The 13,658-nt window shown below is 72.5% G+C and carries 12 protein-coding genes and 1 riboswitch; of the genes, 5 read left to right on the top strand and 7 right to left on the bottom strand.

Annotation, left to right across the window (positions count from 1 at the left end):
• Nucleotides 1-10: 10 nt before the first annotated feature.
• The 4 genes from pseI to KBX63_RS05295 form a co-directional block, all read right to left on the bottom strand.
• Complete coding sequence (gene pseI, locus KBX63_RS05310) at nt 11-1,057, bottom strand: pseudaminic acid synthase (protein WP_210908798.1); 1,047 nt, start codon at nt 1,055-1,057, stop codon at nt 11-13.
• Nucleotides 1,054-1,557: a GNAT family N-acetyltransferase gene (locus tag KBX63_RS05305; RefSeq protein ID WP_210908797.1), complete on the bottom strand. Its 504-nt coding sequence runs from the start codon at nt 1,555-1,557 to the stop codon at nt 1,054-1,056. The genes pseI and KBX63_RS05305 overlap by 4 nt, the downstream gene beginning before the upstream one ends.
• Nucleotides 1,554-2,690, bottom strand: coding sequence for a glycosyltransferase (locus tag KBX63_RS05300; protein WP_210908796.1), 1,137 nt, complete (start codon nt 2,688-2,690; stop codon nt 1,554-1,556). The genes KBX63_RS05305 and KBX63_RS05300 overlap by 4 nt, the downstream gene beginning before the upstream one ends.
• 89 nt (nt 2,691-2,779) lie before the next feature.
• The gene (locus tag KBX63_RS05295) at nt 2,780-4,105 is read right to left on the bottom strand and encodes a polysaccharide pyruvyl transferase family protein (protein ID WP_210908795.1); all 1,326 of its coding nucleotides are present in this window, start codon (nt 4,103-4,105) and stop codon (nt 2,780-2,782) included.
• Between the two features lie 288 nt (nt 4,106-4,393).
• Here KBX63_RS05295 and KBX63_RS05290 point away from each other — a divergent pair, with 288 nt between their 5' ends.
• From KBX63_RS05290 to KBX63_RS05270, 5 genes are all read left to right on the top strand, one after another.
• Entirely contained in the window at nt 4,394-5,611 is a 1,218-nt protein-coding gene (locus KBX63_RS05290) for an acyltransferase (RefSeq protein WP_210908792.1), read from the top strand.
• A gap of 118 nt (nt 5,612-5,729) precedes the next feature.
• Nucleotides 5,730-6,125 carry a hypothetical protein gene (locus tag KBX63_RS05285; RefSeq protein ID WP_210908791.1) on the top strand — a complete coding sequence of 132 codons (396 nt, stop codon included), beginning with the start codon at nt 5,730-5,732 and terminating at the stop codon, nt 6,123-6,125.
• 100 nt (nt 6,126-6,225) lie between these two features.
• Nucleotides 6,226-7,032: a hypothetical protein gene (locus KBX63_RS05280; RefSeq protein WP_307871626.1), complete on the top strand. Its 807-nt coding sequence runs from the start codon at nt 6,226-6,228 to the stop codon at nt 7,030-7,032.
• A gap of 292 nt (nt 7,033-7,324) precedes the next feature.
• Nucleotides 7,325-7,464: riboswitch (cyclic di-AMP (ydaO/yuaA leader) on the top strand.
• A gap of 232 nt (nt 7,465-7,696) precedes the next feature.
• Entirely contained in the window at nt 7,697-8,545 is an 849-nt protein-coding gene (locus tag KBX63_RS05275; protein WP_210908787.1) for a C39 family peptidase, read from the top strand.
• A 163-nt stretch (nt 8,546-8,708) separates the two neighbouring features.
• Nucleotides 8,709-9,455, top strand: coding sequence for an alpha/beta fold hydrolase (locus KBX63_RS05270; RefSeq protein WP_210908784.1), 747 nt, complete (start codon nt 8,709-8,711; stop codon nt 9,453-9,455).
• 15 nt (nt 9,456-9,470) lie between these two features.
• On the opposite strand, the gene KBX63_RS05265 is transcribed toward KBX63_RS05270, so the two are convergent.
• The 3 genes from KBX63_RS05265 to KBX63_RS05255 form a co-directional block, all read right to left on the bottom strand.
• Entirely contained in the window at nt 9,471-11,141 is a 1,671-nt protein-coding gene (locus KBX63_RS05265; protein ID WP_210908783.1) for a CDP-glycerol glycerophosphotransferase family protein, read from the bottom strand.
• Nucleotides 11,142-11,183: 42 nt separating this feature from the next.
• Nucleotides 11,184-12,701 carry a bifunctional cytidylyltransferase/SDR family oxidoreductase gene (locus KBX63_RS05260; RefSeq protein ID WP_210908782.1) on the bottom strand — a complete coding sequence of 506 codons (1,518 nt, stop codon included), beginning with the start codon at nt 12,699-12,701 and terminating at the stop codon, nt 11,184-11,186.
• Nucleotides 12,702-12,844: 143 nt separating this feature from the next.
• Complete coding sequence (locus KBX63_RS05255) at nt 12,845-13,654, bottom strand: ABC transporter ATP-binding protein (protein ID WP_210909221.1); 810 nt, start codon at nt 13,652-13,654, stop codon at nt 12,845-12,847.
• Between the last annotated feature and the right edge of the window lie 4 nt (nt 13,655-13,658).

The following is a 13,658-nucleotide window of genomic DNA, read 5'->3' as shown; positions in this document are numbered from 1 at the left end:
GGATCAGGGCTCAGATCAGGTCCCAGGCCAGCGGCGTACCGCGCGGCACGTCGCGGGTGAAGGTGCGACCGAGAACCCGGTCGAGGTCGGCCGGGGGGAGCCCGCCCGCCGGCCGGATGGAGCGGACGTTGGCGGCGGTGACCGGGTCGCCGGCGCGCACGTCGGCGACCACGAACAGGGACCGGCGGAACCGCAGCCCCTCCCGCTCGGTCGGGGTCGGCCCGATCGTCGTGCCGCCCAGCGCCGCGAAGGCCCGCTCCGACTCGACGGTGAGCGCGGCCAGCTCGTCCGGCTCCAGCGAGAAGTCGGAGTCGACGCCGCCGTCGGCCCGGCGCAGTGTCACGTGCTTCTCGATCAGGCAGGCGCCGAGCGCCACCGAGGCGACCGGCACGCCGATGCCCGGCGTGTGGTCGGAGAGCCCCACCGGAAGACCGAAGGCGTCGGCCAGCACGGGCAGCCGGCGCAGGTTGCTGTCCTGCGGCGGCGCCGGGTAGGACGCGGTGCAGGCCAGCAGCACGATGCCGCCGGCGCCACCCTCTCGGGCCGCTCGCACGGCCGCGTCGATCTCACCCACGGTGGCCATGCCGGTCGAGATGACCATCGGCTTGCCGGTGCTCGCCACGAGCCGGATCAGTGGCAGGTCCACCAGCTCCGAAGAGGCGATCTTGTACGCCGGTGCGCCCAGCTCCTCCAGCAGCTCCACGGCGGTGTGGTCGAAGGGGGAGGAGAAGACGGTCAGACCGTGCTGGCGGGCCCGCTCGAAGATCGGGCCGTGCCACTCGTACGGTGTGTGGGCCCGCTCGAAGAGCTGCCAGAGCCGCTCACCGCCCCACAGGTCGTGCCCGTCGGAGATCCGGAACGCCGGCGCGTCGACGTCGATGGTGATGGTGTCCGGCCGGTACGTCTGCAGCTTCAACGCGTGCGCACCGCTCGCGGCCACCGCGTCCACGATGGCCAGCGCCCGGTCCAGGTTGCCGTTGTGGTTGCCGGACATCTCCGCGACCACGAACGGCCGCTCCCCGGCGCCGACCGCGTGCGGTCCGATCTTGATTGTCATGTTCCTCTGCTCATTTCCGTCCACACCACCTGGTGCGGTCTGCCGTCGACGTCCTGCTCGTACTGCCGGACGACGCGAAATCCGAAGCGCCGGTGCAGCGCCAGCACCGGCCGGTTGGTGGCCAGCGTCTCGCCTCCGAGCGTCCGTGCCCCGAGGACGTCGAAGGCGTACGCGATCCCGGCGCGCTCCAACGACAGCCACGCCGGCAACAGCTCGGCCCGCGCGTCCAGCCCGGCGATGTCCAGGTAGAAGCCCCAGGTGAGGGCCCGCTCGGGCGAGGTGACGCCGGAGAAGGTGACCACCCCGGACGGGACGCCCTCGTGCAGGTGCACCAGCACCCGCCGGTCGGGGTCGGCGCGGACGCGCGCCCACCATGCGGTGTGCTCCACCAGGCTGATCTCGTGCCGGGTCAGGCTCACCATCCGTACCTGCGGGTGGTTGCGCCAGCGCAGCATCCGGTGCAGGTCACCGTCGTCGGCCGGGCGGAGCGGTTCCGTCATCCGCGACCCGCCAGCGCACGCGGCTCCTTCGGCGCCGCCGCCGGATCGCCCGCCGACGCGGCCGCCAGCGCGTCCTCGGCGGGCGGGTCGGACGACGTTCCGGCCCGGGCACCCAGTACCCGGCCGGCCACCCGGTGGGCCTGGCGCAGCGCCGCGTACGCGAGGTAGTCGTTCCGCCCGACCAGGCGGTGCTTGAGGCCGGCGACCCCGTCCGGCAACGGGTAGCCGCCAGCCGGCAGGTACCGGCGGTAGTGCTCGGCCACCCGGCGGAAGAAGGCGCGCCGCAGGTGCGGATGCAGCCGGTCGTCGTTGCCCGCCACCACCAGGTAGTGGTTCACCATCAGCTGGAACAGCTCGGCCCGGAGCCGCTCGTCGGGGTGGTGACGCCCCACCCACTCCATCAGCCGCTCGTACTGGTCGAAGGCGTCGAAGTGCCGGCCGCTGCGGGTGGAGGTGATCGCACCCTGCCGGCCCTGCCGGTACAGGTAGCAGACCCGATCCAGCACGGAGATCTTCTCGGCGCCGATCAGCAGCGGGTGGCTGAACGGGATGTCCTCGTACCACCCGGGGAAGAACCGCAGCCCCAGCTCGTCCAGGAAGGCCCGGCGGACGACCTTGTTCCACGCGGTGTGCTGCACCCGCAGCAACTGCGGCTGCTCGGCGAGATGGACCACGCCGGTCACGCCGCGCAGCAGGTGGCTGCTCGCGTCGACCTCGCGCCGGCGGTCTTCGTGCACCCGGAGGTGGTCGAGCATCAGCACGTCGGGCTCATGCCGGCGCAGCCGGTCGAGCACCGCGGAAAGCGTCGCGGGCGGCAGCCAGTCGTCGCTGTCGACGAACCAGACGTACCGCCCGGTGGCCACGTCGAGACCGGCGTTGCGGGCCAGCCCCAGACCCACGTTGTTGGTCAGGTGCACGACGCGAACGCCGACCCGACCCGCGGCGTACGAGCGCAGCATCGCCGGGCAGCCGTCGGGGGAGGCGTCGTCGACGGCGATCAACTCGACCGCCCCCGCCTCACCTGCCGGGATGTCGGCCCGGATCGATTCCAGGCACTGGTACAGGTACGCCTCGACGCCGTAGACCGGCACGACGATACTCAGCAGCGGGGCGTGCGTCGGCTCGAAGACCACCTCGTCACCATTGACGACGCGGATGGACGGCCTCGGAACCTCACGTGGCGCACGAGCGTGGGCCGCCTGAACAGCCCTACAGCAAAGGGTTAACGGTTGAGGATGCGGCGCACCGGCTCACGCACGGCTCGCCGGACCCGGGCCCGCAGCCGCTGCTCCTCCATCGTCTCAAGGTCGCGCCGCAGCTCACCGTTGCGGTCGTGCAGCCACTGCACCCGGGCCAGAAGCTCCTCCGTCGAGGTGGCGGCGGCCGGGCGTACGGCGGGCGGGAAGGCGGTGGCCCGGACCTGCGCGTCGAAGCGACCGGCGCTGTCGCCGTCGGCGAACGAGTTGCCGAGATCGTGCTTGGTCAGGAAGGAGAGCATGGTGGCGTACCGGGCCTTGTGACCGTTGTTCAACGCCGTGTAGTCGGCCTCCTCGTACAGGTCGGCGGCGTCGACGTCGGCCGGAACGTCCTTCATCACCCGGTGCGGGATGTCGAAGTAGCGGGCCAGCTCCAGGGTGCGCGAGTCGTGCGCGAACAGGAACCCGGGCGTACCGGCGATCAGCGCCGTGATGGTGCCGTGGATGCGGGTGCCGAAGGCGAAGTCGAAGCCGGCGAGATAGTCCATCCAGGTCCACGGGTCGAGGAACATCCGCACCTTGTCCTCGGTGAACAGCGGATGCGAGGTGTGGATCGGGATGCTGCCGGTCTTTCCCCGGTCCTCCGGGGCGTCGCCGTAGAGCAGGGTGCCCAGGGTCTTCAGGTCCTGCGGGAGGTAGCGCAGGTTGGGGTAGCGCTGCTGGTGCCCAGCGATGATCTTCCCCATGGACTTCACGTACGGCGAGACGGTCAGGGCGACCCGATCGTGCGGCTCCAGCGCCGTCTTGCCCTTCTCCACCCCGAGGGTGTCGCCGTGCAGGAACATCGACGGGCAGCCGATCACGTCGACCGCCGAGAAGCCCAACGTACGCAGGTAGCCCTCGGTGATCTCGCCCCGCACGCCGATGCTGTGCGAGCGGTTGAGCACCGCCCGGACGAACCGGCTGACCACATCGTCGATCGGGCGCAGGTACTCCCGGTCGCCCGCGACATTGGTCTGTACGCCCACCCCCAGCACCACCACCGGGATCTTCAACCGCTCGACCAGCTTGGTCATCGCCTCGATGCGGTGCGCGTAACTGCGGCGGAACGCGTTGGCCAGCGGGATGACGTAGACGTCGTACTGCTCGTTGATGCGGTCGGCGTCACGCAGGTCGACCTTGAAGCCGGTCGAGGTGATCTCGGCGGTGCTGGTACGCAGGATCTTGTGCGCGGCGTGGCTGAACACCAGGTTGCCGTTGTTCTCCCCGATCCAGTTGCCCTCGAACGCCTCCTCGGGGGAGTAGACGTCGAAGGGACCCTTCTTCGCCCGCATCAGAATCCGCTGGTGCATGGGGCTCCACCTCTCGTCTGCTGGCGCCGGGGCACAGCGCCGCCCAGGCCTGGATAGGCGGGCGCGCCGTCACCTCCGGGTCCCGGAATATTAGGACACGAGTCAGCCGGAACAAACCCGAGCGTCACCCTCGGCGAGGTGGCGGGTGCCGACCGCCGCCGGTAGGGTGCCCGGTCGGGGCGGCGCCGGGACCGCGGCCCGCCGTCGGACGCGCTCGCGAAGCCGTCCGGCGAGGTCGACGGAGGAGACGCGCATGTTGGGGAGCCGGCCGTCGATCGCGAGCCCGGCATGACCGTCGCCGCACCTGCCGGTCGTGGCGCTCCGACCGCTGGCCTGGGGAACCGGCTGCCCTCATTGACCGGGCTGCGGTGGATCGCCGCGTTGCTCGTGTTCGGTTTCCACGCCGGGACCATGCGCATCGTCGCCGAGCCGGACTACCGGGCGGTGGTCGACGCGCTGTTCACCCTGGGCCTGTCCGGGGTGCAGTTCTTCTTCATCCTCAGCGGCTTCGTGCTGGTCTGGTCGGCCCGTCCCGGTCAGCGCCGGCGGGACTTCTGGCGACGGCGGGTCGCCAAGATCTACCCGAACCACCTGGTGCTGTGGGCAGCCGCGCTGCTGGTCGCCCTCTGGTTCGCCGATCCGATCTCCCCGGCCGCCGGTCTGGAGAACCTGCTGCTGCTCCAGGCGTGGGACCCGCGGCCCGGATGGTTCTACAGCGTCAACACGGTGAGCTGGTCGCTGTCCTGCGAGTTCTTCTTCTACCTCTGCCTGCCGTTGGCGCTGCCGCTGCTGCGCCGGGCCCGGCCAGCGCTGCTCTGGACGCTGGTCATCGCGGTGCCGCTGCTGATCCTCGCGCTCTGGCCGGCCCAGGCCCTGGTACCTGAGGACAGCCGGTGGTGGTTCACCCAGATCTTCCCGCCGGTGCGGTCGCTGGAGTTCTGGATGGGCGCGGCGGCGGCCGAGCTGATGCGTCGGGGCAGTTGGCGGGGGCCCGGGCTGGCCGGGGCCAGCGTGATCTTCGTGGTCACCTGGGTGGTCGCCGCGCAGTGGATCCGCGCCGAGCTGTGGACCACCCTGCTCGCGGTGGCGTACCTGTTGGTCATCACCGCTGCCGCGGACGCTGACGTGCGTGGCCAGCGCTCACCGTGGCGATCGCGCCCGCTGGTGTGGCTGGGGGAGGTGTCGTTCGCCTTCTACCTGGTGCACGTCCTGGTGATGACGACCGTGCTGCGCTGGACCGGGTACTGGGGTGTCGGCTTCACCGGCTGGCGGGGGCCCGCGGTGGTGCTCGGCTTCCTGCTGGTGACCCTGCTCCTCGCCGGGCTGCTGCACCGCTACGTGGAGACGCCGATGATGCGCCGGTGGGCGCGCCGCCGCCGTCCGCCGCAGGTCGAGGCCGGGTCGGGCGACGCCGAGACCGCCGACGCCGGGTCTGCTCCCGCCCTGCCGCGCCAGCGGAGCGGGGCTGCCGACACCGAGCGCCGATCGGCGTACGCCGACCGCTGAGCGGCCCGCCGCTCGACGTCCGCGACGAGCGTCCACGCTGGTCAGATCCGGCGGCGCGGCGGTATCCGACACGCCCGGCGTCGATGCGCCCGGACGGCGCCGGCGGTAGCGTGGGGACGTGCCTCCCGTCGCGCTCACCTGTCCGCTGTGGTGGGTGGCGCGCTGGGCGACGCGGATCCTGACCAGCCTCGCCGTTGTGGCCGCCCTGGCCCTCGGCTCGGGCGCGTCGACCGCCCCGCCAGCCGCGGCCGGCCCGCTGCCCACGTCGGCGCTGTCCTCGGGCTCTCCGTCGTCCGGATGGGTCGCCCCCGCGGGCGCCGCCGACCTCGCGGCTCCGGTCGCCGTCGACCACACCGCCCCGCCGATCTCGCCGGACGCGCACCCGGCGGCACCCGCCGTCGAGGCCGCCGTGCCGGCGGAGGCCGGTGCCTCAGCGGTCGGGACTGGTCCGCGGCGATCGCCGCGCACCGCCGATCCGGCCACCCGGGCCTCCCGGGCCCCGCCGCGGCGCTGAGCCACCGGGACGACGTCCCGCCACCACGCCTGTCGATCACTCACCTCCGCACCCCGCCCGCCGGCCCGTGGCCCGCCACGATGGTCCGTCCGGGTCGGCCGTGCGGCTCCCCACCGCAGCGCTCTTCCCCGAGGTGCCGATCATGGAGACCGTGCTCTACCAGTTCCTGACCGAGGTTCCGCAGGCCGCCGCCATCTGGTCGGCACTGCTCCTGCTGGCCCTGACCGTGCTCACCGTCCTGATCGCCCGCCCCGAGCGGGACCGGCCGACCGTCGAGGATTCCGGGGTGCCCACCGCCCCGGAACTGGCCGCCGTCGAGGCGGCAGACCTGCGCCGGTACGCCGAGGAGGTGGCCGTCGCCGCGGCCGGCGCGGCGCAGACCGCCCGCCGACGTCGCGCCGACTGGCTGGCCGCGCAGGAGGCGGCTGAGCGGGCGTGGGCCGGATACGAGGAGGCGGAACGGGCCGCCCGCCGGTTTGCCGGCGCCGGTTCGCTGCCCACCCCGCGCACGCCGCGCTCCCCGACGGAGTACGCCAGCCGGGAGCGTTACCTGCACCGCGCGGCGATGGCGGCGCACTGGCGGGGCGACCTGTCGATGCGTCAGCTCACCGACGTTTTCGCACACCGCAACGGCTGGGACCCCCGACGGCACCCGGTCGAGCAGGAGGTGCTGCTGAGCCGCGCTGTCCGCGACGGCAAGCTGGTCGAGCACCGGGCCGCCGACGAGCGCGAACGGTCCACCTGGCGGGATGCGGAACTGGCTGCCGAGGCGGCCCGCACGCTCGCCGAGGAGGCGTACACAGCGGCGGCCCGGTTGCGGCCGATCCGAGTGCCGGTCCGGCCGGCAGCGACCGTGGCGGCCCGTCCGGCGACGGCGGCGCGCTGGCGCCCGGCCCGGGTGGGCTGACCGGAAATGCCCCGAGAGGGGCGTGAGCCCGATCACACTCACACCGAATCGGGCAGCTGGAACGGTCGGGCGCAATGTTCGCGCAAATGCGGCGGCATTGTCGACGGCCTGTCCGGTTGTCGACCACAGGCGCCAGCGTAACCGGTTGTCCCATCGAGTCACGTCAGTGGCAATACGCGCAGAAGTTCGCGCGCGAATTCAGGTTTACGCAGGTGAAGCTGGCTTGGCAGGGCGCGAGCCGGCCAGTAGTGTCGGCGCGTCCGGTGCGGTAACCGATCGCAAGAGGCGACGCCGCGCCGACCCGCTCAATCGTGATCTACGAACCGGGGACCCAGGTACGACCGGGGTGAATCCGCGAGCCACGGCCCGCGGTAGGGCGATCTTCCCGCCCGAATCCGTCAGCTAACCCGGTAGGCGGTGTCGGAAGGAGTTCCATCCTCGTGCAGCACCTTTCCACCCCTCGGTTGTTCCCCCGCCTCCACGGCGCCGCGGTGCCCCCACTCATCCGTCCGGTGACGGTGAGCTGACCCCCCGGGTCACCGCCTCTCCAGCCCGGCCGCGCCGGGCAATCCCCTGAGCGGTTCACCACCCGCGGACCACGGTCCGCGCGCTGGCGCCTGCCCGGGCACCGGTCCGGCCCGGTGTGCCGCTCTCCCCCCGATCCGTGGAGGACCCCGTGAAGCACACCCTGAAGCGTCAGCTCCGTCGTCTCGCCACCGAGCGCCCCTACCAGATCGTCGCCGCCTCCGCCGCGGCCCTCGCGCTCGCGACCACCACCGGCGCCCTGATCGCCGGTGCCGACGACGCCCCGGCCAGCCAGCACACCGCGACCACGGTCGCCGAGATGCGCAGCGACACCGTCGCGTCCCGCGGCGAGGCGCGCGTCGCGTCCCCCTCGGCCAGCACCTCGCCGAGCACCGCCGCCCCGACGGCCAGCGCCGCGTCGCCCGCCGCCAAGACCAGCGGCAACCCGGACCTGACCCGTAAGCCGGCGCCGCCGAAGCCGCCCGCGACCAAGGTGCTCGACTACGACTACCAGGCCCAGAACACGTACTACAACTGTGGACCGGCGGCCACCCGCAACGCGCTCAGCGCCACCGGTATCGACCGCACCCAGGACGAGCTCGGCGTCGAGCTGGGCACCACCGAGATGGGCACCAACTCGGCCCTGGACACCACCCGGGTGCTCAACGCCGAGGTGAAGGGCTCCCCGTACCGGACCCGGATGTTCGCCGGTGCGCCCAGCCCCGCCCAGATGGACCGGCTCCAGGCCGACGTGGTCGCGGCGATCACCGCCGGCCGGGGCGTGGTGGCCAACGTGGCCGGCGACGCCACCGACACCGATGGTGGCTGGCACTCCTACGGCGGCGGGCACTACATCGCCGTAGTGGGTTACAAGGACTACGGCCGGACCGTGCGGATCGCCGACTCGGCGAACGCCGCCGACCCGTCGTACTGGATCACCACGATCGACCTGGCGAACTGGATCGCCACTCGGGGTTACTCCGCCTGACCCGGGCGCGGCCGCCGCGGGCGCCGTCCCCCACAAGGGGCCGGCGCCCGCGGCGTCTTCCCACGTGGTCGGTGGCCGGTGAACCCGTACAGCGCGAGGTGGTTCGCGTCGTGCCGCCACGAGGACTCTCGTACGGTGCCGCGAACCGTGGGAGACTGCGGCCGTGGTGGATGAATCGGGTGGTCACACCGGCCGTGGGCCGGTCCTGTTGCTGCTGCACGGGATGGGGTCGACCGGCGACGTCTGGCTGCCCTGGGCGCCGCTGCTGGAGCAGCACTGGCCGGGACGGTGGCTGGCACCGGACCTCGCCGGTCACGGCTGGTCGGCCCCGCTGCCGTCGTACTCCTTCGTCGGGTTCGCCGAGCGGATCGCCCACGGCCTCGCCCCCGACGACCGGATCGTCGTGCTCGGGCACTCGCTGGGCGGGGTGGTCGGCCTGGCGCTGGCCGCCCGCGCGGCCGGATTGCCGGTGGACGCGGTGGTCGGGCTGGGCATCAAGGCTGTCTGGTCACCCGACGAGCTGACCCGCGCCGCCGAACTCGCCGCCCGGCCGATCAGCTGGTTCGCCAGCCGCAGCGAGGCGGCCCGTCGCTACCTGCGTGTCTCCGGGCTCGCGGGCCTGGTCCCGCCGGACCACCCGGTGGTGGACGCCGGGCTGCGCCAGGTCGACGGCCGGTGGCGCCTCGCGATGGATCCGGCCGCGTTCGCCGTCGGCGATCCCGATCTCGCCGCGCTGGTGGCGGCGACCGACGTGCCGGTGGTGCTGGCCCGCGGCGAGCAGGACCCGATGGTCAGCGACGCGCAGCTCAAGGAGTTCGGCGTGCCGGTCGTCACGCTGCCCGGGCTCGGGCACAACGCCCACGTGGAGCACCCGGGAGCGGTGCTGGCGCTGCTGGACGCGTACCGCTGAGCCGTCCGGCGGCCGCTAGACCGGTGCGGAGGCGGCGAGGGTCCTCGCCGGCGCCAACTCCCGGCGGGCGGCGGTCACGAACGCCTCGGCGTACGACTCGACGGGGAAGTCGCCCAGGTAGCGACGGCGGGTGGCCCACCGGGCCTCCGCCAGCGGATCGGTGTCCAGCAGGGCGGTCAGCACCTCGTCGGTGTTGGCCATGTCCCGGCGCAGTACGTAGCCCGCCCCGGCCAGTGGGAAGTTCTTCACGAACTGCTCGCCCTCGTCGCCCATGTCGGTGACGGCGTACGGCTTGCCGGAGTAGAGGTAGTCCGAGATCACCCCGGACACGTCGGAGACCAGCGCGTCCGACCGGTTGACGCACTCGGTCAGGCTCAGCTCCCGGGCCGCGGCGCCGACCACGTGCTGCCGCCCGGTGCGGGCGCGGTCGGCGACCAGCAGCTCGGTCAGCCGGCCGAGCTGGCGGGCCGAAGCCGGGTTCTGTGCGGTGTACGGGTGGGCGCGCAAGATTACCGTTGCGCCGCGCTCCAGCAGGCGGTGCACCAACTCCTCGGCCACCGGCAGCGAGCAGTAGTCGGCGTCGGCGTGGTGCCCGGTCCAGGTCGGGGTGTAGAGCACCGTCGGGTGTGCCAGGCCGCGCACCGGCTCCGGGCGTACCTCGATCGACTCGACCTGCGGGCGGCCCACCACCACGAACTTCTCGGCCGGGATCTGCACCCCGGCCCGGGCGTACCGGTCGATCGCCGCCGGGCCGGCCACGAAGATCCGGTCGAAGATCCCCGACACCGGGTTGGCGCTCGGCGCCTTGTCGCTGTCGCCATGGTGCAGCTGCACGTGGGTGAGCTGGGTGAACCGGATGCAGTGGCTGTTCTTCGCCCCGTGGTTGACGTAGAACGCCGCTCGCAGGCTCGGCACCAGCGCCTCGTCCAGTGCCCGCAGGGTGGGGCAGTAGACCACCGGTGCGGTGGTAGCCGCGGCGATCGGCGCCAGGAACTCGGGCTCGCGCAGCACGACCATGAACGGCCGGCCGATCCGCTCCAGGTACGGCAGCCACATGGTGACCTGGTACTCCGAGCCGGGAGGCGCGGAGAAGTAGAGCAGGAACTCCGGCTGGTGCCGGCGCAGCGCGCGGGCCACCGCGCCACCGCCGGTGGCCGGCCGGAACCGGCGCCGGGCCAGGTCCAGGGCGACCGCCCCGGCGCCGACGCCAACCAGCAGGCTGGCGACCAGCGCCACGGCGGCGGGCAGGGCAACAGCGGCGGCGAGGGTCACCGCGGCGAGCAGCCCGAGCAGGGCGGTGCCGAGCTGGTCGGCGACCAGCGCCGTCCAGGCCCGCCCCGGCAGGTTGGCCATCCGGATCTCCAGGTTGCCGGCGGTCCGCAGCGGCCCCACTAGCAGCACCAGCCCCAGCAGGGTCAGCGCGGTGGCGATCAGCGCCGGGTCGAGCCCGTCGTCCAGCCGCCGGGCGTATCCGACCAGGACGGCGGCGGCGATCAGCGCCGTCTCGGCGACGAGGTCATCGCCGGGCCGGATCCGCTGCTCGGCGGCCGCCGCGGCCAGCGCGGCGACAGCCAGCGCCAGCCCCCATCCGGTGGCGCCGGTCAACGCCACCACGACGAAGGCCAGCACGGCCAGGCCGGTGCTCAGGCACCGGGCGGCCAGCTTTCGGACCAGATCACCACGCATGTCGCTCCGTTCGCTGCCGTCCCGGGTCGGTCGCCGTCAGGGTCAGCTCACGGAGGCCGTACCGGCCGGCGAGCCGACCCGACTTGACCCGGGCTGGGCCGGCACGGTGGAGGAGGGCCCGTCGCCGGGCGCCCGGCGTACATCGATCACCTGGCCGGTCAGGTCGGAGATCAGCACGTCCAGCGAGGACTGGGCGACGGCCTCCGCGGCGAGCAGGGTGTGCTCGGGCTCCTCGCCGAAGGCCCGCGTCCGCATCGGGGTGGCGGTCCGCTCCGGGTTGATGCAGTTGACCCGCACGCCGACGTCGGCCCACTCGTCGGCCAGCGCCTGGGTGAGGTTGACCAGGGCGGCCTTGGTGGCGGAGTAGAGCGCGTAGCGGGCCCGCCCGCGGGTGTAGGAGCTGGAGGTGTAGAGCAGCAGCTGGCCCTTGGTCTGCTGGAGGTACGGCAGGGACTGTCGGGCGATGGTCACCGGGCCGACGAAGTTGACCTGGAGCAGCCGGTCCATCGTCTCCTCGTCCATCTCGGCGAGGGCGCCCTTCTCCAGGATCCCGGCCGTGACCACCACGTGGTCGATCCGGCCGGTGGCCTCGAAGGCGGTCTTCAGCGCGGCCTCGACGTCCTCGGCCCGCTCCACGTGCGTGCCGGTGGTGGAGCGGCTGAACGGGAAGACCTGGGCGCCGAGGCGCCGGGCCAGCTCGGTCAGCTCGTGGCCGATGCCGTAGCTGCCGCCGAACACCACGATGGTGCGGCCGGTCAGCTCCTCGGTGTAGCTGCGGTGGTCGGTCAGCCGGGGTGCCTGCGCGGCGGCGAGCTGGAAGAGCTTGTCCGCCAGGTGCACGTCGACCGGGTGGGTGACCTTGATGTTCTCGTCCGAGCCGTCGATCACCTTGATCGGGGTGCCCGGCAGGTAGCGCAGGACCACGCCGCAGTCGTCGGTGGCGGCGAAGTCCTGGTCGTCCTCGGCGATCCGGTACGCCTCGCGGATGGTGGGGGAGCGGAACGCCTGCGGAGTCTGCCCGCGGCGCAGCCGAGAGCGCACCGGGATGTCGGTGATGCAGTCGTTCTCGTCCACCTGGACGATCGTGTCGGCGGACGGGATGGCCACGTCCACGGCGGCGTAGGTCCAGAGAGCGTTGACGCACTCGCGCACGATCCGGCCGCTGAGCAGCGGGCGCACCGCGTCGTGGAAGAGGATGTTGCAGTCCGTCGGGCCGACCGCGTCCAGCGCGATCCGCGTGGTCGCGTTACGGGTGTCGCCGCCCTCGATCACCTTGGTGACCTTGCGCAGGCCGGCCTTCTCGACGATCTGCCGGGCGTCCTCGACGTGCCCGGCGGCCATCAGCACGATGATCTCGTCGATCTCCGGGGCGGCCTCGAAGACCGCCAGGGTGTGCTCGATGATCGGCTTACCGGCGATCTTCAACAGCTGCTTCGGGATGCCGAGGCCCAGCCGGGTCCCGGTCCCGCCGGCCAGCACCACGGCCACCGTCCGTGAGGGCCGCCAGGGTGCCGGGGTCTCCGGTGTGGCGTCCGGGCCAGTGGTCTGGTCCTGCGTCATTGCCGGATCCTCACTCTCAGGTATGCGTTAACGGAAGGTTCCGCCCGAGCGGCGACGGAATGAACCCTAACGCTCGGACCGCGTCGCCCCAACGGGTGACGCGGTTCGGCGATGCCCTGTCGAAGCCGTCGTTCGCCAGCACCCTACTTGCTGTTCGCGTATGCCTCGTATGCCCGGATGACGTCGTCGGTAGGCCCGTCCATCCGCAGAACGCCGGATTCCAGCCAGATCGTCCGCTCGCAGGTGTCCCGGACCGAGGAGAGTTGGTGGCTGACCAGGAACACTGTGCCAGCACCCTCCCGCAGCTCCCGCACCCGCTGCTCGCTGCGCTTGCGGAAGCCCTTGTCGCCGGTGGCGAGCGCCTCGTCGATGAGCAGCACGTCGTGCTTCTTCGCGGCGGCGATGGAGAACCGCAGCCGGGCCGCCATGCCGGAGGAGTACGTGCGCATCGGCAGGCTGGCGAAGTCGCCCCGCTCGTTGATCCCGGAGAAGTCGATGATCCCCGCGGCCTGCTGGGCCACCTCGTCGGGGTGCATCCCCATGGCCAGGCAACCGAGGGTGACGTTGCGCTCACCCGAGAGGTCGTTGAGCAGGGCCGCGTTCACGCCCAGCAACGAGGGCTGCCCCTGGGTGTGGATCGCGCCCCGGTTGACCGGCAGCAGGCCGGCGATGGCCCGCAGCAGGGTGGACTTGCCGGAGCCGTTGCTGCCGATCAGCCCGATCGCCTCGCCCCGGTACGCGGTGAACGAGACCCCCTTCACCGCGTGCACCTCCCGTACGTTCGGCGCGGACGTGCGCTTGACCAGCCGGCGCAGCGCCGCCACCGGCGTGCTGCCACCGGTGGCACCCTTGTGCACCCGGTAGATGATGTGCGCGTCGTCCACCACCACGGTGGGGATCCGTTCCTGCGCCAGCACGGGCAGGGCGACGGTCGCCTCGTCGGTGGCGTGCATGTGA

The sequence above is a fragment of the Micromonospora sp. U21 genome (assembly GCF_018070045.1).
GTDB lineage: Bacteria > Actinomycetota > Actinomycetes > Mycobacteriales > Micromonosporaceae > Micromonospora.
Note: the sequence above shows the minus strand (reverse complement) of the source record. Positions and strands in the feature narration are given on the sequence as shown.

Bases quoted from the DNA above. Each gene is read 5' to 3' on its own strand.
- KBX63_RS05265 (WP_210908783.1), bottom strand. From the start codon at position 11,141: ATGCGTGGTGATCTGGTCCGAAAGCTGGCCGCCCGGTGCCTGAGCACC.
- pseI (WP_210908798.1), bottom strand. From the start codon at position 1,057: ATGACAATCAAGATCGGACCGCACGCGGTCGGCGCCGGGGAGCGGCCG.
- KBX63_RS05290 (WP_210908792.1), top strand. From the start codon at position 4,394: ATGACCGTCGCCGCACCTGCCGGTCGTGGCGCTCCGACCGCTGGCCTG.
- KBX63_RS05305 (WP_210908797.1), bottom strand. From the start codon at position 1,557: ATGACGGAACCGCTCCGCCCGGCCGACGACGGTGACCTGCACCGGATG.
- KBX63_RS05260 (WP_210908782.1), bottom strand. From the start codon at position 12,701: ATGACGCAGGACCAGACCACTGGCCCGGACGCCACACCGGAGACCCCG.
- KBX63_RS05255 (WP_210909221.1), bottom strand. From the start codon at position 13,654: ATGCACGCCACCGACGAGGCGACCGTCGCCCTGCCCGTGCTGGCGCAG.
- KBX63_RS05295 (WP_210908795.1), bottom strand. From the start codon at position 4,105: ATGCACCAGCGGATTCTGATGCGGGCGAAGAAGGGTCCCTTCGACGTC.